The 17,576-nt window shown below is 42.1% G+C and carries 19 protein-coding genes; 17 read left to right on the top strand and 2 right to left on the bottom strand.

Features of this window, described 5'->3' with window-relative positions; translation table 11 throughout:
• Positions 1 to 5 precede the first annotated feature (5 nt).
• Positions 6 to 536, bottom strand: a complete 531-nt coding sequence (locus tag MKY18_RS16965; RefSeq protein WP_113767805.1) for a DUF2529 domain-containing protein — start codon at positions 534 to 536, stop codon at positions 6 to 8.
• A 180-nt stretch (positions 537 to 716) separates the two neighbouring features.
• On the opposite strand from MKY18_RS16965, the gene MKY18_RS16960 reads away from it, so the two are divergent.
• The 10 genes from MKY18_RS16960 to MKY18_RS16915 all read left to right on the top strand — a co-directional run bounded on the left by MKY18_RS16960 (position 717) and on the right by MKY18_RS16915 (position 11,107).
• Positions 717 to 1,091: a response regulator gene (locus MKY18_RS16960; protein ID WP_003214681.1), complete on the top strand. Its 375-nt coding sequence runs from the start codon at positions 717 to 719 to the stop codon at positions 1,089 to 1,091.
• A gap of 178 nt (positions 1,092 to 1,269) precedes the next feature.
• Positions 1,270 to 2,127 carry a class II fructose-bisphosphate aldolase gene (locus MKY18_RS16955; protein ID WP_003214879.1) on the top strand — a complete coding sequence of 286 codons (858 nt, stop codon included), beginning with the start codon at positions 1,270 to 1,272 and terminating at the stop codon, positions 2,125 to 2,127.
• A gap of 112 nt (positions 2,128 to 2,239) precedes the next feature.
• Positions 2,240 to 2,878: a fructose-6-phosphate aldolase gene (gene fsa, locus MKY18_RS16950; protein WP_003215343.1), complete on the top strand. Its 639-nt coding sequence runs from the start codon at positions 2,240 to 2,242 to the stop codon at positions 2,876 to 2,878.
• A 247-nt stretch (positions 2,879 to 3,125) separates the two neighbouring features.
• Entirely contained in the window at positions 3,126 to 4,415 is a 1,290-nt protein-coding gene (locus tag MKY18_RS16945) for a UDP-N-acetylglucosamine 1-carboxyvinyltransferase (protein ID WP_003214820.1), read from the top strand.
• A 32-nt stretch (positions 4,416 to 4,447) separates the two neighbouring features.
• Positions 4,448 to 5,413, top strand: coding sequence for a class II fructose-bisphosphatase (glpX, locus tag MKY18_RS16940; protein ID WP_065097854.1), 966 nt, complete (start codon positions 4,448 to 4,450; stop codon positions 5,411 to 5,413).
• Positions 5,414 to 5,777: 364 nt separating this feature from the next.
• A complete protein-coding gene (rho, locus tag MKY18_RS16935) occupies positions 5,778 to 7,061 on the top strand; it encodes a transcription termination factor Rho (RefSeq protein WP_003215202.1) in 1,284 nt (427 codons plus the stop codon).
• 130 nt (positions 7,062 to 7,191) lie between these two features.
• The gene (gene rpmE / locus MKY18_RS16930; RefSeq protein ID WP_003215407.1) at positions 7,192 to 7,392 is read left to right on the top strand and encodes a 50S ribosomal protein L31; all 201 of its coding nucleotides are present in this window, start codon (positions 7,192 to 7,194) and stop codon (positions 7,390 to 7,392) included.
• Between the two features lie 87 nt (positions 7,393 to 7,479).
• Positions 7,480 to 8,082 carry a thymidine kinase gene (locus tag MKY18_RS16925; RefSeq protein WP_044140163.1) on the top strand — a complete coding sequence of 201 codons (603 nt, stop codon included), beginning with the start codon at positions 7,480 to 7,482 and terminating at the stop codon, positions 8,080 to 8,082.
• Positions 8,083 to 8,361: 279 nt separating this feature from the next.
• On the top strand, positions 8,362 to 10,062 hold the full coding sequence (malS, locus tag MKY18_RS16920; protein WP_113767803.1) for an oxaloacetate-decarboxylating malate dehydrogenase: 1,701 nt from the start codon (positions 8,362 to 8,364) through the stop codon (positions 10,060 to 10,062).
• A gap of 88 nt (positions 10,063 to 10,150) precedes the next feature.
• On the top strand, positions 10,151 to 11,107 hold the full coding sequence (locus tag MKY18_RS16915; protein WP_044140161.1) for an AEC family transporter: 957 nt from the start codon (positions 10,151 to 10,153) through the stop codon (positions 11,105 to 11,107).
• A gap of 35 nt (positions 11,108 to 11,142) precedes the next feature.
• Here the strand turns inward: MKY18_RS16915 and racA are convergent, their stop codons facing one another.
• Positions 11,143 to 11,691 (bottom strand): chromosome-anchoring protein RacA, encoded by a 549-nt coding sequence (gene racA, locus MKY18_RS16910; protein WP_265208905.1) that lies wholly within the window; start codon positions 11,689 to 11,691, stop codon positions 11,143 to 11,145.
• Between the two features lie 210 nt (positions 11,692 to 11,901).
• Here racA and prfA point away from each other — a divergent pair, with 210 nt between their 5' ends.
• The 7 genes from prfA to MKY18_RS16875 all read left to right on the top strand — a co-directional run bounded on the left by prfA (position 11,902) and on the right by MKY18_RS16875 (position 17,576).
• A complete protein-coding gene (gene prfA / locus MKY18_RS16905) occupies positions 11,902 to 12,969 on the top strand; it encodes a peptide chain release factor 1 (RefSeq protein ID WP_044140158.1) in 1,068 nt (355 codons plus the stop codon).
• On the top strand, positions 12,959 to 13,843 hold the full coding sequence (gene prmC, locus MKY18_RS16900) for a peptide chain release factor N(5)-glutamine methyltransferase (protein ID WP_185107714.1): 885 nt from the start codon (positions 12,959 to 12,961) through the stop codon (positions 13,841 to 13,843). Before prfA ends, prmC begins: the two co-directional genes overlap by 11 nt.
• 142 nt (positions 13,844 to 13,985) lie before the next feature.
• Positions 13,986 to 14,465: a hypothetical protein gene (locus MKY18_RS16895; protein ID WP_003214608.1), complete on the top strand. Its 480-nt coding sequence runs from the start codon at positions 13,986 to 13,988 to the stop codon at positions 14,463 to 14,465.
• A gap of 118 nt (positions 14,466 to 14,583) precedes the next feature.
• Entirely contained in the window at positions 14,584 to 15,240 is a 657-nt protein-coding gene (gene spoIIR, locus MKY18_RS16890; RefSeq protein ID WP_185107716.1) for a stage II sporulation protein R, read from the top strand.
• Positions 15,241 to 15,303: 63 nt separating this feature from the next.
• Positions 15,304 to 15,747, top strand: a complete 444-nt coding sequence (locus tag MKY18_RS16885; protein WP_003215151.1) for a hypothetical protein — start codon at positions 15,304 to 15,306, stop codon at positions 15,745 to 15,747.
• A gap of 161 nt (positions 15,748 to 15,908) precedes the next feature.
• The gene (locus MKY18_RS16880) at positions 15,909 to 16,961 is read left to right on the top strand and encodes an L-threonylcarbamoyladenylate synthase (protein WP_081277137.1); all 1,053 of its coding nucleotides are present in this window, start codon (positions 15,909 to 15,911) and stop codon (positions 16,959 to 16,961) included.
• 60 nt (positions 16,962 to 17,021) lie between these two features.
• On the top strand, positions 17,022 to 17,576 hold the full coding sequence (locus MKY18_RS16875) for a manganese efflux pump MntP family protein (protein WP_044140153.1): 555 nt from the start codon (positions 17,022 to 17,024) through the stop codon (positions 17,574 to 17,576).

The following is a 17,576-nucleotide window of genomic DNA, read 5'->3' as shown; positions in this document are numbered from 1 at the left end:
GTTTTTTATTCATATTCCTCAACGATTTCTTTCACAGTAAACGATAGAGCGTGGTAGACGTATAAGCATGTCATTAAAGCAGGATAACCGAACCTTGTTCCATCATCAGCAGGCACAAGCGGTTTCTTGAGCTGGAAATCAATGTGGACATCACAATGCTCTTCAATCATGGACGACTCCTTTTGTGCCGGCCCGACACCGACAACGGGCGTCCCTTGCGCGTGAAGCTCTTTTACAAGAGATTGAATCTCTTCGTCTTCTGGGTCTGAATAAAATAGCAGCACTCTATCGCTTGGATGAAGCAAGCTGCGCTCCGTTTGATCAAGCGGCAGCACTTTCGCACCTGGAAATGGCTCCTTGCTTTCAGTTGCCTCTATGGCTACAGCAGCCAGTTCATTCTTCCCATGAAAATAAACAGCATGTCCACTGACAACGGCTTGTGTAAGAAGGCGTGCACCATCCTCGATCGCTTCAGCCTGCTTTTCTCCAATACGTGAAAAAATACCTGATAATTGGGTCGTGAAAATTTTTAACAAGACTGATTTCCTCCTTCGGTCAGATCATTTTATAATAGAATATAAAGAGAATATTAGGAAAAATGCTCAGAAAATGTCGTAAAGTAAACTATTATAAATAAAGGAAATGTGAAAATCAAACAGAATTATTTAACAACAGCTCTTTTTATGGCGAAAAATGAAAGCAATGGGGTGTAACAGATGAATGAGAAAATTTTAATTGTCGATGATCAATATGGTATTAGAATATTATTGAATGAAGTGTTTCATAAAGAAGGTTATCAAACCTTCCAAGCAGCCAATGGACTTCAGGCGTTAGATATTGTGAAAAATCATAGACCAAACCTTGTGCTGCTTGATATGAAGATTCCCGGAATGGATGGAATTGAAATTTTAAAACGCATGAAATTAATTGATGAAGACATCCGCGTCATCATTATGACAGCCTATGGCGAATTAGACATGATCCAAGAATCCAAAGAACTCGGTGCTTTGACGCACTTTGCAAAACCTTTTGATATTGATGAGATCCGAGATGCTGTCAAAGAATACTTGCCGCTCGAAACAAATGGGTAGTTGGAAATGATTGAATCGAGTCATTCTGTTGCCGATTTGTCGAATAATTGGTATCCTAGATAAGAAGAAGAAAGCGATCTGACTTTGAAAGTTTACATATGGCGAGAAATTCTGGTCATGCTAGGGTGGAGAGCTTTTTTTAGTAAGCAAATTAGCTACATAGGGAGGATTTTTCATCATGCCTTTAGTTTCAATGACAGAAATGTTGAAAGACGCAAAGGAAAAAGGTTACGCTGTTGGACAGTTTAACTTAAATAATTTAGAATTCACGCAAGCGATTTTACAAGCTGCTGAAGAAGAGAAATCTCCAGTTATCTTAGGAGTATCTGAAGGAGCAGGACGCTACATGGGCGGCTTCAAAACAGTTGTCGCAATGGTTAAAGCGTTAATCGAAGAATATAATGTAACAGTTCCTGTTGCGATTCATTTAGATCACGGTTCAAGCTTTGAATCTTGTGCAAAAGCGATCCATGCAGGATTTACTTCTGTCATGATCGACGCTTCTCACCATCCATTCGATGAGAACGTAGCAACAACTGCGAAAGTAGTTGAGCTTGCACATTTCCACGGTGTATCTGTAGAAGCTGAGCTTGGAACTGTTGGCGGACAAGAAGACGACGTCATCGCTGAGGGCGTTATTTATGCTGATCCAAAAGAGTGCCAAGAGCTTGTAGAACGCACTGGTATTGACTGCCTTGCACCTGCATTAGGTTCAGTACATGGTCCATACAAAGGTGAACCAAACCTTGGTTTCACTGAAATGGAAGAAATTGGTAAAATGACAGGTCTTCCACTTGTTCTTCATGGCGGAACAGGTATCCCAACAGCTGACATCAAGCGCTCAATTTCACTTGGTACAGCAAAAATCAATGTAAACACTGAAAACCAAATTGCTTCTGCGAAAGCAGTACGCGAAACACTTGCTGCAAAAACAGAAGAGTATGATCCACGTAAATATCTTGGACCAGCTCGTGACGCAATTAAAGCGACTGTTATCGGCAAAATGCGTGAATTTGGTTCTTCTAACCAAGCATAATTTGATGAGAACCGAAAGCCGCCTGAGTCACAGGCGGTTTTCTCCATATCTTGAGAAAGCGCAATCAAAATTTACATTTCAGACAATTTATTGATAGGAGAGTGGCACGGTTATGTTATTTTTCGTAGATACAGCGAATATCGCAGACATCAAAGAGGCGCACGAGCTTGGCATTTTAGCAGGCGTCACAACAAACCCTAGTTTAGTAGCGAAAGAAAAGGACGTATCATTCCACGACCGTCTTCGCGAAATCACTGACGTGGTATCAGGTTCTGTCAGTGCAGAAGTCATTTCCCTCAAAGCAGAAGAAATGATTGAAGAAGGAAAAGAGCTTGCTGCCATTGCACCAAATATCACGGTTAAAATCCCAATGACAACAGATGGTCTTAAAGCTGTCAAAGCGTTAACAGACCTTGGAATTAAAACAAACGTCACTTTGATTTTTAGTGCAAACCAGGCACTTCTTGCAGCTAGAGCTGGTGCGACGTATGTCTCTCCATTCCTCGGCCGCTTAGATGACATTGGCCAAAATGGTCTCGATCTCATCAGTGAAGTGAAAACCATTTTTGATGTTCATGGCTTAGATACACAAATCATTGCTGCATCCATTCGTCATCCGCAGCACGTGACAGAAGCTGCACTTAGAGGTGCTCATATCGGCACAATGCCGCTGAAAGTCATCAAGCAGCTGACGAAACACCCATTAACGGATGCGGGCATTGAGCAATTTTTAGCTGACTGGAATAAATAAGTGATTGTGGCAGGCGGGATTGTCTCCTGCTTGCCGCAGTTTTCCTTAAAAACGCTAAGAAATGTTTTGTGCAAAGAAGAGAACATCACAGCCTCGCAAAGCTTCGATTATTTTTCTTCCGACAAATTTCGTTTAACCTGTATTCTTTCTCTTGATATTGGCTAAATTTTGGACAAGACCTTTTAAAGCGCGACATCCACAAACAGTATAACTCCAACAGTGATCTTCTTTAAGAAGGGAGACAAATATGGAAAAGTTAAACATTGCCGGCGGTGACCCCTTACGCGGGACCGTACATATTAGTGGTGCGAAAAATAGTGCAGTGGCACTGATTCCTGCCACGATTCTCGCTGATTCTCCAGTAACGATTGAGGGCCTTCCGCATATTTCAGATATTGACACATTACGAGATCTGTTAGAAGAGATTGGCGGAAAGGTCACATTTGAAAAAGGTGAAATGGTCGTCAATCCTGCTTCCATGATCAGTATGCCGCTTCCTAATGGGAAAGTGAAGAAACTGCGTGCGTCTTATTATTTAATGGGCGCTATGCTGGGAAGATTCAAGCAGGCTGTCATTGGGCTGCCAGGAGGGTGCCACTTAGGACCTAGGCCGATCGATCAGCATATTAAAGGCTTTGAAGCACTCGGAGCCGAGGTGACAAACGAGCAGGGTGCCATTTATTTGCGCGCTGAAAAATTAGTCGGAGCCCGTATTTACCTTGATGTGGTCAGTGTAGGTGCGACCATCAATATCATGCTGGCAGCCGTACTGGCTGAAGGAAAAACGGTGATTGAAAATGCCGCAAAAGAACCCGAAATTATTGATGTAGCGACACTGCTTGCAAGCATGGGGGCCAAAATCAAAGGTGCGGGTACTGATGTGATTCGAATCGAAGGTGTAGAATCTCTTCATGGCTGTAAGCATTCCATCATCCCTGACCGTATAGAAGCAGGCACATTTTTAATTGCTGGTGCTGCGATGGGAGATGAAGTTGTACTTGATAATGTGATCCCAACTCATTTAGAATCAATTACGGCGAAACTTAGAGAGATGGGGTTCACCATTGAAACAAGCAACGATCAGATGCTGATCGTTGGCAGAAACGAAGGACTCAAGCCTGTCGATATCAAAACCCTTGTGTATCCGGGCTTTCCGACGGACCTTCAGCAGCCGATGACGGCGCTGTTAACAAAGGCGAAAGGCACGAGTGTGGTCACAGATACGATCTACTCAGCCCGCTTTAAGCACATTGACGAATTACGCCGAATGGGGGCAAACATGAAGGTCGAAGGAAGATCTGCCATTATCACTGGACAAACGCAGCTTCAAGGGGCAAAGGTGAAAGCAAGTGACCTGCGTGCAGGTGCTTGTCTCGTCGTTGCAGGGCTAATGGCAGACGGTGTGACCGAAATCACAGGGCTTGAACATATAGACAGAGGATATAGTTTGCTTGAGAAGAAGCTTGAAGGCTTGGGTGCAACCATCTGGCGTGAAAAGCTGAGTGACCAAGAAATAGAAGAACTTCAAAATTCATAAGGCTTTGACTGTGAGAGGAGATTTGGACAAAAATGGAAAGAAGTTTATCGATGGAACTAGTACGGGTGACAGAAGCAGCCGCATTAAAATCTGCTCGTTGGATGGGAAGAGGATTAAAAGACGAAGCGGACGATGCTGCAACAAGTGCAATGCGTGATGTATTTGATACCATTCCGATGAAAGGAACAGTGGTCATTGGCGAGGGGGAAATGGACGAAGCACCAATGCTTTACATTGGGGAAAAGCTTGGGAACGGATACGGACCTCGCGTGGATGTAGCTGTTGATCCATTAGAAGGAACAAATATTGTGGCAAGCGGCGGCTGGAATGCCTTAGCTGTTATTGCGGTTGCAGATCATGGCAATTTGCTGAATGCACCTGATATGTACATGGATAAGATCGCAGTAGGTCCAGAAGCGGTAGGCTGCATCGACATTGAAGCGCCTGTCATTGACAATCTTCGTGCTGTAGCAAAAGCAAAAAACAAAGATATTGAAGATGTGGTTGCAACGATTTTAAACAGAGATCGACATGAGAAAATCATTGCTGAACTGAGAGAAGCAGGAGCAAGAATCAAACTGATCGATGATGGTGACGTTGCAGGAGCCATTAATACAGCATTTGATCATACAGGTGTTGATATTCTATTTGGTTCAGGCGGAGCGCCAGAAGGTGTCCTTTCTGCTGTTGCGTTAAAGGCACTTGGTGGTGAAATCCACGGAAAGCTTCTTCCTCAAAGTGAAGAAGAACTGAGACGCTGTGTGAAAATGGGGCTGGATGTTGGCAAAGTCCTAAGAATGGAAGACCTCGTGAAAGGCGACGACGCCATTTTTGCAGCGACTGGTGTAACAGACGGTGAGCTATTAAAAGGTGTTCAATTCAAAGGCTCTGTTGGAACAACACATAGTGTTGTTATGCGTGCGAAATCAGGTACAGTTCGTTTCGTAGACGGCAGACATAGCTTAAAGAAAAAACCGAATCTTGTCATTCGTCCGTAATCTGAAAGCGGGTATTCATTACCCGCTTTTCATATAGGTGTCAAATGTATATCATTTTCTTTTTAAAGTTGAATATTCTCTGCAAATGAGGTAAAACTAAAGAGTGCTGCGAAATTTTCTGCGAATTTACTTCTTTTAAGCTTCAACAAGTTTAAATACTGCCGCATCATGACGATATACTCATTATCCTTCTCTATGTTGACAAAGCTCGAGTTCACATTGTTCCTATCTTTACGATAAAACGAGTGGGAGCGTTACCATGAGAGCGAGGTCATTCCAACAAAAACGGAATTAAAAGCTAATCAAATACAATGGTCATGCATTTGTAATGAAATACATTGACTAGAAAAGTGTGGTGTCCATATTGAAAGATGTTTCGATTTCATCTTTGGAAAATATGAAATTAAAAGAGCTGTATGAGTTAGCAAAAAAGTACAAAATCTCTTATTACAGCAAACTAACAAAAAAAGAATTAATTTTTGCCATCTTAAAGGCGAACGCTGAGCAAGAGGATCTCTTATTTATGGAAGGGGTTCTTGAAATTATTCAGTCTGAGGGTTTTGGTTTCTTAAGACCAATTAACTACTCCCCAAGTTCTGAAGACATTTATATTTCAGCTTCACAAATCAGACGCTTTGATTTGCGAAACGGAGATAAGGTGTCTGGAAAGGTACGACCTCCAAAAGAGAATGAACGCTACTATGGCCTCCTTCATGTCGAAGCGGTAAATGGGGACGACCCAGAATCAGCTAAGGAACGTGTTCACTTTCCTGCACTCACGCCGCTATTCCCTGATCGTCAAATGATTCTTGAAACACAGCCTAATCACCTGTCTACTAGAATTATGGATATGATGGCGCCAGTTGGGTTTGGGCAGCGTGGTTTAATTGTTGCACCGCCTAAGGCTGGGAAAACCATTTTGCTCAAAGAAATTGCCAACAGCATTTCTGAAAATCACCCAGAGTCAGAGCTGATTGTCCTTTTGATAGACGAACGCCCGGAGGAAGTAACAGATATCGAACGTTCTGTTGCAGGGGATGTTGTTAGTTCAACCTTTGACGAAGTACCGGAAAACCACATTAAAGTAGCAGAGCTTGTATTAGAGCGTGCGATGCGTCTTGTTGAACATAAGAAAGATGTCATCATCTTAATGGACAGCATCACAAGGCTTGCTCGTGCATACAACCTTGTCATCCCGCCAAGCGGCCGAACGCTTTCCGGTGGTATTGATCCAGCGGCTTTCCACCGTCCAAAACGCTTCTTTGGTGCTGCGCGTAACATTGAAGAAGGCGGAAGCTTGACGATTTTAGCCACTGCGCTTGTTGATACGGGATCACGTATGGATGATGTGATTTATGAGGAATTTAAGGGAACGGGGAACATGGAGCTTCATTTGGACCGCTCTCTTGCAGAAAGAAGAATTTTCCCAGCGATCGACATTCGTCGTTCTGGTACGAGAAAAGAAGAACTGCTTGTACCAAAAGAGCATCTTGATCGTTTATGGGCGATGAGAAAATCGATGTCAGATACACCTGACTTTGCTGAGAAATTCATGCGCAAAATGAGAAAAACAAAGACAAACCAAGAGTTTTTTGATATTTTAACGCAAGAATGGAAACAAGCGAACATGTCTGCATCAAGAAGATAGTTTGTTGAAAAAATACATTTGCAATCATAGACTCACACTGTTATAATTTCATCATGTGCGTTTCAGAATTTATTCTGAGATATTAACTCTGTTTCCGAATTGGATTCAGGGCGGAAGGAGATGACAGTAGATGAAAACAGGAATTCATCCTAACTACAAAAAAGCTACAGTCAAATGCGCTTGTGGAAATGAGTTTGAAACTGGATCAGTAAAAGAAGAGGTACGCATCGAGATTTGCTCTGAATGCCATCCTTTCTATACAGGCCGTCAAAAATTCGCTTCTGCTGATGGACGTGTTGACCGCTTTAACAAAAAATACGGTCTTAAGTAATAATAGATACAATAAACAGGCAGGAATCCGTTCTTGCCTGTTTTTTTACGTGGATTGATGGAACTTTAAAACGGGGGAGAAGACCTTATGTATGTGATGAAACAAAGCGGTTGGCTTGAAGTCATCTGCGGAAGTATGTTTTCTGGAAAGTCGGAAGAATTGATTCGGAGAGCCAAAAGGGCCACCTTTGCCAAACAAGAAGTAAAAATATTCAAACCAGCGATTGATAACCGGTATAGTACAAGCTCAGTTGTTTCACATAACGGTTCATCGGTCGATGGGATTGCAGTAGCCTCACCAAAAGACATAATAACGCACATATCAGAAAGAACCGATGTCATTGGCATAGATGAGGTGCAATTTTTTGATGAGACAATCATTGACATTGTCACTCAATTGGCTGATAAAGGTTACCGAGTCATTGTTGCAGGCCTTGATCAAGACTTCAGAGGAGAGCCATTTGGTGTTGTTCCGCATTTAATGGCATGTGCAGAGCTTGTAACAAAACTTCAAGCAGTTTGTTCGGTATGCGGCTCCCCAGCGAGTAGAACACAACGCTTGATCGACGGTAAACCCGCATCCTATGATGATCCCATTATTTTAGTAGGTGCGCAGGAATCATACGAAGCACGATGCAGACATCACCATGAAGTATCAAGACTTGACGTTGGTACAACACTTGACAATTAAAAAAATAGCAAATGCCGCTGTGTTTCGTTTTTCGAGATTTTGGCTGAACACCCATCATTTGTACTTAAATAAATTAAATAACGCTACGAAAAAATTATCTAATTTTCAACGCTTGCGTTTTAGTATAAGCAGGCATAAAATGACTAACTGTAGTGTAAAGCATTTTAACGAAAAGTTCGATTTCTTGTCATAATTTTTTTGATTAAGGATTATTCTCCTTAATCGTTCTTTAAATTAATAGTTCACTTTATTTATATTTTAGAAAGAGGGTAGTTTTTGATGAACAACGTGAAGAAAACAAAAGAAGGGTACCTCGAAACCACTTTGACAGGTAAAGATGTATTATCGATTCCAACGTTGAACAAAGGCGTTGCTTTCTCTGAAGAAGAAAGACAAGAGCTTGGATTAGAAGGCTTACTTCCTCCAACTGTTCTCACTTTAGAACAACAAGCGGAGAGAGCGTACAAGCAATTTCTAGCACAGCCAGATCGTCTTCGTCAAAACGTATACTTAAGTGATTTGCAAAACCGTAACGAAGTATTGTTCTATAAGCTTATATCAGACAAGCTTCGTGAAATGCTTCCTGTTGTGTACACACCAACTGTTGGTGAAGCGATTCAAGAATACAGCCATGAATACAGAAGACCTCATGGTGTCTATCTTTCAATCGACAACATTGACGGCATTGAGAAAGCATTTGAAAACTTACATGCCACAGCAGGAGATATCGACCTTATCGTAGCAACTGACTCTGAGAGCATTCTTGGAATTGGTGACTGGGGTGTTGGTGGTATCAACATCGCAATTGGTAAATTAGCTGTCTACACGGCTGCTGCAGGTATTGATCCAAGCCGCGTGATTCCAGTCGTATTAGATGTTGGAACAAACAATGAAAAATTATTGAATGATCCATTATACATCGGAAACCATCACAAACGTGTACAAGGTGAAAAATACGATGAATTCATTGATGCATATGTAAAAGCAGCGCTTAAATTCTTCCCGAAAGCATTACTTCACTGGGAAGACCTTGGAAACAAAAACGCGCGTAACATCATGAAAAAATACAATCATAACATCCTAACGTTCAATGATGATATTCAAGGTACTGGTGCCATTACTTTAGCGGGTGTACTTGCAGCTGTCAAGAAAACTGGTACACAATTGAAAGATCACCGTATTGTGATTTTCGGAGCAGGATCAGCTGGTATCGGAATCGCAGATCAAGTGCGTGACACAATGGTACTTGAAGGTCTGACTGAAGAAGAAGCAAACAATGCATTCTGGACATTAGACTACAGAGGGTTGTTAACAGATCAATTTGAAGATGAAGTGCTTGATTTCCAAAAACCATACCTTCGTTCTTCTGATGAAGTAGAAGGCTGGGCTCGTGATGAAAAAGGGCAAATCTCATTTGCTGAAACTGTTCGCAGGGTGAAGCCAACGATTCTAATTGGTACATCAGGTCAAGGCGGCGCATTCACTGAAGAAATCATTAAAGAAATGGCAGCTCATACAGAGCGTCCAGTGATCATGCCAATGTCTAACCCAACACCACTTGCTGAGGCAGTGCCAGAGGATCTGTTTAAATGGACAGACGGCCGTGTACTGATTGCAACAGGAAGTCCGTTCGAAAACGTTGAGTATAACGGAATTGAACATGAAATTGGACAATCAAACAATGCGTTCGTTTTCCCTGGACTTGGTCTTGGCTCAATCGTAACGGAATCTAAAATCATCACAAAAGGCATGTTCGTTGCTTCTGCGGATGCGATTGCTGAAATGGTTGATCATGATAAACCAGGTGCTGGTCTTCTTCCAAGCATTGATAAATTGCAAGAAGTTTCTATCAAAGTGGCCATTGAAGTGGCAAAAGCAGCAATTAAAGATGGTGTCGCAAGAAGAACGCCTGAAGACATTGAACAAGCTGTGAAAGATGCAATGTGGATTCCTGAATATAAAAAAATTGTAAGAGCATAATAAATTGTGTAACGCGGCATTGTTTAGGGTAATTTAAACAATGCCGCAATAAATAGAAACTTGTAAGGATTTAAGGAGGAAGAGTAAGGTGGACTTTTTAAATATTTTGATCCTCCTAGCACCGATTTTTTTCGTTATCGCGCTGGGTTGGTTCGCAGGACACTTCGGTAGCTATGACGCTAAATCTGCAAAAGGTGTAAGTACACTTGTGACAAAGTATGCTTTGCCAGCGCACTTTATCGCCAGCATTCTGTCAACACCAAAAGATAAATTCTATAGTCAAATTCCATTTTTCGTTGCATTGATTTTAGGAATCGTAGGTTTTTATATCATTATCCTTCTTGTTACGAAATTTGCTTTTAAATACGATTTAACAAATTCATCTATTTTCTCGTTAAACTCAGCTCAACCGACCTTTGCATTTATGGGGATTCCAGTCCTAGGCAGTTTATTTGGGGCTCAAGAAGTTGCAATTCCGATTGCAATTACCGGAATAGTTGTAAATGCAATGCTTGATCCAATTGCGATTATTGTGTCAACTGTCGGTGAAAAAACAAAAGGAAAAGCCAAAGACGGCGAAAGTTTCCTTAAAATGACGACGAAAGCCATTTTGCACGGTTTATCAGAGCCGCTTGCACTTGCACCGCTAGCAAGTATCATTCTTGTTCTTTTAGGATTTAAACTTCCTGCAATTGGACATGAAATGTTAGAGGAAATTGGAAGTGTTACATCAGGGGTTGCGCTATTTGCAGTCGGTGTCACTGTTGGTATCCGTAAAATTAAATTAAGCCTACCAGCATTCAGTATCGCATTGCTAAAAGTAGCTGTACAACCATTGCTTATGTATTTTATCGCCATTTTCATGGGTCTTTCGGCTGATGAAATTACAAAAGCTGTATTACTTGTTGCCTTCCCAGGTTCAGCTGTTGCAGCCATGATCGCAACCCGATTTGAAAAACAAGAAGCAGAAACTGCATCCGCATTTGTGATCAGTGCAATCATGTCATTAATTTCATTACCGATCATTATTGCACTTACCTCATAAATAAAGTAGAAAGGCTGCCTAACGAGGCAGCCTTTTTAGCGAAATGAATGAAACATAGGGAAGAGCGCACGCTTTTTTTTGATGTCAGTGTGCGTGATTTCCTTTTTTTCTTCTATTTGAGAGGGTTGTTTCAAGCTCCCAGCAAGACGCTCAAGTTTAGTGGTGAGATCTTCAATTTCTCTACGGTGCTGGAGCAGCTGATAGGATACACCTTCATCTGCTTTTTTAGCCAGTTTCCGTTCGAGTTCTTGCAGTCGTTTTTCTACATCAGTGCTGCGTAATTGCTGCTGAATGAGCTGATTCACTTGCTTTTCTAATGCTTCAATCCGCTTTGTGGAGGCATCAGTTTCTGCAGCAGGCGATAACTGTTGAACGGTTTTCGCGTGGATTGGCAATCGAATGTCTTGAAGGATCACACCCTCACTCATTTGGTGTTTGACTTCTTTGAGAAGCTGTACAATATCTTCATGAAATTCATAATGTCCAAGTTCATTCCGGGCGACAGGGATGTTGAGCTGTTTGACCCAACGCTGAATCGTTTTTGAAGAAACGCCAATTTCTTTTGCAACCTCATTTGTATTCAAACCAAATGCCCTCCCTTTTTTCAATTATAAGTACCATTCTCTTCAAGAAGGACCTGTTCCTTCACGTTAGACAAAACAAGTAACCAATCGCCAAAGATCGTGTTTTCTAGCGAAAAATTGCAGAAAATCAATTGTTTTGGAAATTTTTTTGACTGTCATACCCCGCTATACTATAATTAGACTGTTACGCACAAAACAGAGGTGAAGACCATGTTAGACCGTTTAAAATCAATTGAAGAACGCTATGAAAAGCTAAATGAATATTTAAGTGACCCTGAAGTGGTGAACGACCCTAAGAAGCTTCGTGAATATTCAAAGGAACAATCTGATATTCAAGAAACTGTTGAGGTATATAGACAATATCGTGCGGCATACGACCAGTTGAGCGAAGCGAAAGCAATGCTGGAAGAAAAGCTGGATGCCGAGATGCGCGACATGGTCAAAGAAGAAATTTCAGAGCTCACAGAGGAAACGGAACGTTTAGAAGACGAGCTGAAAATCTTGCTGATCCCGAAAGATCCGAATGACAACAAAAACGTTATTGTGGAGGTTCGTGGTGCAGCAGGAGGAGAAGAGGCCGCGCTTTTTGCTGGAAACCTTTACCGTATGTACAGTCGTTATGCTGAAATGCAGGGCTGGAAAACAGAAGTAATGGAAGCGAGTGTGACTGGAACTGGCGGTTATAAAGAGATTATCTTTATGATCAGCGGGAAAGGCGCATATTCCAAACTAAAGTTTGAAAACGGTGCACACCGCGTGCAGCGTGTTCCGGAAACGGAATCAGGCGGACGGATTCATACATCAACAGCGACAGTTGCTGTCTTGCCCGAGGCTGAAGAAGTTGAAATTGATATCCACGAAAAAGACATCCGTGTAGATACTTTCACATCAAGCGGACCTGGCGGACAAAGTGTTAACACAACCATGTCTGCTGTTCGATTAACTCACCTACCAACAGGCGTGGTTGTATCCTGTCAGGATGAGAAATCACAAATCAAAAACAAAGAAAAAGCCATGAAAGTGTTACGTGCAAGAATTTATGATAAATTCCAGCGTGAAGCACAGGCTGAATATGATCAAACACGTAAATCTGCTGTTGGAACAGGGGATCGTTCAGAGCGTATCCGTACGTACAACTTCCCACAAAACCGTGTAACAGACCACCGCATCGGATTAACGATTCAAAAGCTTGATCAAATTTTAGAAGGAAAACTTGACGAGATCATAGATGCATTAATTATGGAAGACCAAGCAAGAAAGCTTCAAAATGCAAAATAATCAGCGAACCAATTTTGAAGCCCTTAAATGGGCTTCTTCTTTGTTAACGGAAGCCGGTAGAGACCAAAACGCAGCAGAGCTCCTTTTGATGCATGTACTGGGCCTAAGCAGAAGTGAACTTCTTGCACGTTTTCATGATCAGCTGCCAGAGGAGCAAGATCGGTTGTTCAGCGAGTTTGTCACGCAGCACAAGAAAGGCGTGCCTGTTCAGCATCTAACAGGTATTGAATTCTTTTACGGCCGTCCATTCGAGGTGAACAAACATGTTCTCATTCCTCGTCCTGAAACGGAAGAGGTCGTTTTGGCGGCGCTGAATTTGATGAGTGACATCTTCCCGCACGATCAGCCGCTCAAAGCAGTAGACGTTGGCACCGGAAGCGGGGCAATTGCGATTACGCTCGCTCTTGAAAAAGAAACACTATCTGTCACAGCAACGGATATTTCACATGAAGCACTTGCGGTAGCAAAGCGGAATCAACAAGCGCTAGGTGCAGACGTCCATTTTTTACAAGGGGACTTACTCGAACCTATCAAAGATCAGGGCATCAAAGTGGATCTGTTTATTTCCAATCCACCTTATATTGCGGCAGAAGAAATGGACAGCTTGTCAGAGGTGGTTACGAAGCATGAACCAGTAAATGCGCTGACAGATGGACGTGATGGTCTGTGGTTTTATAAGCGTCTCATTCGTGATCTTCACCATGTACTTCATAAGCAGGCGGTCGTTGTCTTTGAAATTGGACATACGCAAGGGCAAGATGTAAAAGCACTTCTCTTGCAGTCATTTCTCGCGGCAGATGTCCGCATCGTCAAGGATATTAATGGGAAAGACCGAGCTGTTTGCGCACACATTCAAAACGGAAAGTCCGGCTGAATAAAGTCGGACTATTTTATTATGTAAAGATGAAACTTATGGTAAAAGAGAAACGTATATATAGAAGAATGAACATTCTGATCATGATTTTTTTACATAAATTTGTTTTGAAGGAGCGAATGGTGTGAACAGAAGGTATGCGATGGTGTTGGTCATCGTCAGTGTACTATTGATTGTGAGTGCTTGTGGCAAACCGAGCTTTAAAAAAGAAGCAGCAGCATTTGGAGAAAGCTATAAAAAAGCACAATACACAGTGAATCGAACAGATGACCTAACTGATATGAAGGAGAAGCTGAAGTCTTATTTAACCGAGCATGAATATCAAGAATATACACAAGACAGCATGTTCCCAAGCGTGTTAGAAGCAGCAAAGGATCAAGATTGTCAAATTAAGCTGAAGAAAATTACGTTTACGCCTTCAGATGAAAGCGATGACAGAATTGAATTTAACTATGAAATGATGATTCAATTTATTAATCAAAACGGAAAAGTCAAAAAAGAAATCAAGAAAAAAGGAGCAATGACTGTCATCAAAACAGATGCAGGGTTAAAAATCAGCCGAGATTGGGATGGAAGACTGTACCCTTCCGATTACCAATCCTCACTCCAAAGCCGTTCTTAATGGAACGGTTTTTTTCATTTGACTCATAATCTATTAAAAAAATCATTTTTCCTGTTTATGAGATGGGTTTCCTGGACACAATGTTTGTAGCGAAGAGAAAAAGTGGGGGGAACACATCATGTTTAAAAGTAAAATGATGATTTGTCTTTATATGTTTCTATTATTATGCGGTGCTTTTGCAAACCTTGGCAGAGAGGAGACAGCGGCTGCTTCTGCAAATCAGCCTGTTGTGATACCAGAGGAAGCCATTCGATTACGCATTTTAGCAAATAGTGATCGTTCAGCAGATCAGGATGTGAAAAGAAGCATTCGAGACGAAGTCAATGCCAATATGACAGAATGGGTCAAAGACCTTACATCCATTGAAGAAGCAAGACGTGTGATTCGGTCCAAGCTGCCAGAAATCAATCGCATTGCCAAAGCGAAATTGAAGGAGCAGCATATTGATCAATCCGTATCAGTCAGTTTTCAAAAAGCCTCATTTCCAACAAAGCTCTATGGAAATTTCGTCTATCCTGCAGGGAAATATGAAGCCATTTTAATTACGCTTGGAGAAGGGGATGGAGCCAATTGGTGGTGTGTGTTATTCCCGCCGCTCTGCTTTATTGATTTTTCAAATGGAGAAGCCATCGCGTCGCCAGAGGGGGATGAGGATTCCGAAGTGACAGCACAGCAAACAGATGAGTCTGTGAATGAAGTGGTCAAAGAAGAGAAAGAAGAGACGGGTGAAGTGAAATTCTTTTTATTCGAATGGGTCTCTAGTCTTTTCTCCTAAAAAAGGTATAAATCTGTTTTTGCCTCATAGAGTTGAAGTAAGAGATCAAAAAGAGGTGAAAGCATGTTTTATCAATTAAGAATAGCCACAGAAGAAGATGCCCCAGCGATCAATGCTTTTCTTGAAAAAGGACAAGCGAAAGGCGGCGTCACGCTTGCAGAGCGTACGACATTTGTTGTCATGGAAGATGCAGAAGGTCAGCTGGCAGGGTGTTTAGGTCTTGAACAGCTTAGTGAACAAGAGGGCTTGCTCCGGTCTCTTGTCATATCAGATAAACTAGGTCAAGGACACATCGTGTCTTTGTTCCAAAGTGTTCAAACGCTCGGAGGGAAAATAGGTGTGGATACGTTTTATGTCGTTGCCAACCACTCCTCTTCGCATGACTTTTTGGCATTGATGGGCTTCACGGCTTTAGAGGATATTCCAGAAAGCATGTGGGTATCTGCACATGCAAAAGAGATCTTAGCGAAAGAACAGGCTGTGGTTCTTCAAAAAAAAGCCAGTTAATCACAATATATTGAACTTATACACATACTTATCCACTGTTAAACAAGCGTTATCCACAAATTGTGGACAACGCTTGTTTTATTGATCATCATCTTTTATACTTTCAAAAGGATAATTGAGATATATCAACAGTTTTATCTTTTTTAAAAGGAGTTTGTATGATGTTAAATACAAAAAGGTGGTCTGTGGATTTAGAAAAGGATTTATCCACATACTATCCACAAATTGAACAGGCAGCGTTGTTATTGCAGCAAAACGAAGTGGTCGCTTTTCCGACAGAGACAGTGTATGGACTAGGGGCTAATGCGAAAGACACAGAAGCTGTCATGAAAATATATGAAGCGAAAGGGCGTCCAAGTGATAATCCATTGATTGTCCACATTGCGGAGATTGAGCAGCTTCATGAATTTGCACAAATAGAAAGCGAAAAAGCAAAGGCATTGATGGATGCCTTTTGGCCGGGTGCTTTAACCATTGTTCTTCCGTGTAAGCCGGGCGCTTTATCAAAGCAGGTCACGGCAGGTTTATCCACGGTCGGTGTGAGAATGCCTGACCATCCGATTGCGCTGGAGCTTATCCGAACGGCTGGCCTGCCGATTGCCGCACCAAGTGCCAACCGTTCAGGCAAACCATCACCAACACAAGCTGACCATGTAGCGAGTGATCTCGATGGAAGAATCGCTGGGATTGTCGATGGTGGTTCAACTGGTATTGGCGTTGAGTCAACAGTTGTATCCTGTGTCGACGAGATTCCAGTCATCCTAAGACCGGGCGGAATTACAAAAGAAGCTTTAGAAGAGGTAGTAGGAACGGTCAGTATTGACCCAGGGCTGACAAAAAAGGACGAGGCGCCTGTATCGCCAGGGATGAAATACACACACTATGCCCCTGAAGCTAAGATGTACCTCTTTTTTGGAAGTGATGAAGAGATGCAGCATCACATTCAAACATACCAAGCAGAAGGTTTAAAAGTTGGTGTGCTGACAACAGAAGAAAAGAAATCGTTGTTTGCGGCAGATGTTGTTTTCAGCTGTGGATGGAGAGAAAAACCTGAAACGATAGCGGCGAACTTATATCGTGTACTGAGACAATTTGATGAGACAGATGTAGATGTTATTGTTTCAGAAGCCTTTTCAGAACAGGGGGTTGGTTCAGCAATTATGAACCGTCTGCAAAAAGCGGCAGGAGGCCGAATCCTCTCTTCATTCAAATAGTTCTAACCCTTCTTGGACAAACATAGGTTAAAGGAGAATGTGTGTCCAAGGGGGATTTACATGTACGAACTAGCTGGCGAATTGCTGACGCTCAGCATCATGGCTTTTGCACTGGGGATGGATGCTTTTTCGGTTGGATTTGGCATGGGAATGATTCAGCTGAGGTTCCGCCAGATCATTTATATTGGACTTGTCATTGGGATATTTCATATGTTTATGCCGCTTTTTGGCATGTTAACAGGTCAGCTCTTATCAGGCTGGCTCGGTCTCCTTGCCACCTATATCGGCGGGGCGCTGCTTTTGGTGCTCGGGCTGCAAATGATCATTGCCTCTATTCGCAAAGAAGATAAACCATTTATCGCACCTGTGGGCACTGGTCTTGTTCTTTTTGCAACAAGTGTCAGCTTAGATAGTTTTTCCGTTGGTTTAAGCCTCGGAATTTACGGTTCTCGCGTGTGGATGACCATTTTATTGTTTGGTTTTTTTAGTATGATCCTCACATGGCTTGGATTATTACTCGGTAAACAGGTTCGATCATGGGTGGGATCATATAGCGGGGCGCTTGGCGGAATCATTTTACTAGCCTTTGGTATCAAATTATTATTTCCGCTCTAG

It is taken from the genome of Bacillus sp. FSL R7-0672 (genome assembly GCF_038601465.1).
GTDB classification, from domain to species: Bacteria; Bacillota; Bacilli; order Bacillales; family Bacillaceae; genus Bacillus; species Bacillus pumilus.
The sequence above is the reverse complement of the archived record's forward strand: the minus strand, read 5'-3'. Positions and strand labels throughout refer to the sequence as shown.

Excerpts from the sequence above, each read along its gene's own strand:
- MKY18_RS16960 (WP_003214681.1), top strand. The coding sequence starts at position 717 with ATGAATGAGAAAATTTTAATTGTCGATGATCAATATGGTATTAGAATA.
- MKY18_RS16955 (WP_003214879.1), top strand. The coding sequence starts at position 1,270 with ATGCCTTTAGTTTCAATGACAGAAATGTTGAAAGACGCAAAGGAAAAA.
- fsa (WP_003215343.1), top strand. The coding sequence starts at position 2,240 with ATGTTATTTTTCGTAGATACAGCGAATATCGCAGACATCAAAGAGGCG.
- MKY18_RS16945 (WP_003214820.1), top strand. The coding sequence starts at position 3,126 with ATGGAAAAGTTAAACATTGCCGGCGGTGACCCCTTACGCGGGACCGTA.
- glpX (WP_065097854.1), top strand. The coding sequence starts at position 4,448 with ATGGAAAGAAGTTTATCGATGGAACTAGTACGGGTGACAGAAGCAGCC.
- rpmE (WP_003215407.1), top strand. The coding sequence starts at position 7,192 with ATGAAAACAGGAATTCATCCTAACTACAAAAAAGCTACAGTCAAATGC.
- MKY18_RS16925 (WP_044140163.1), top strand. The coding sequence starts at position 7,480 with ATGTATGTGATGAAACAAAGCGGTTGGCTTGAAGTCATCTGCGGAAGT.
- malS (WP_113767803.1), top strand. The coding sequence starts at position 8,362 with ATGAACAACGTGAAGAAAACAAAAGAAGGGTACCTCGAAACCACTTTG.
- prfA (WP_044140158.1), top strand. The coding sequence starts at position 11,902 with ATGTTAGACCGTTTAAAATCAATTGAAGAACGCTATGAAAAGCTAAAT.
- prmC (WP_185107714.1), top strand. The coding sequence starts at position 12,959 with ATGCAAAATAATCAGCGAACCAATTTTGAAGCCCTTAAATGGGCTTCT.
- MKY18_RS16895 (WP_003214608.1), top strand. The coding sequence starts at position 13,986 with ATGGTGTTGGTCATCGTCAGTGTACTATTGATTGTGAGTGCTTGTGGC.
- spoIIR (WP_185107716.1), top strand. The coding sequence starts at position 14,584 with ATGTTTAAAAGTAAAATGATGATTTGTCTTTATATGTTTCTATTATTA.
- MKY18_RS16885 (WP_003215151.1), top strand. The coding sequence starts at position 15,304 with ATGTTTTATCAATTAAGAATAGCCACAGAAGAAGATGCCCCAGCGATC.
- MKY18_RS16880 (WP_081277137.1), top strand. The coding sequence starts at position 15,909 with ATGTTAAATACAAAAAGGTGGTCTGTGGATTTAGAAAAGGATTTATCC.
- MKY18_RS16875 (WP_044140153.1), top strand. The coding sequence starts at position 17,022 with ATGTACGAACTAGCTGGCGAATTGCTGACGCTCAGCATCATGGCTTTT.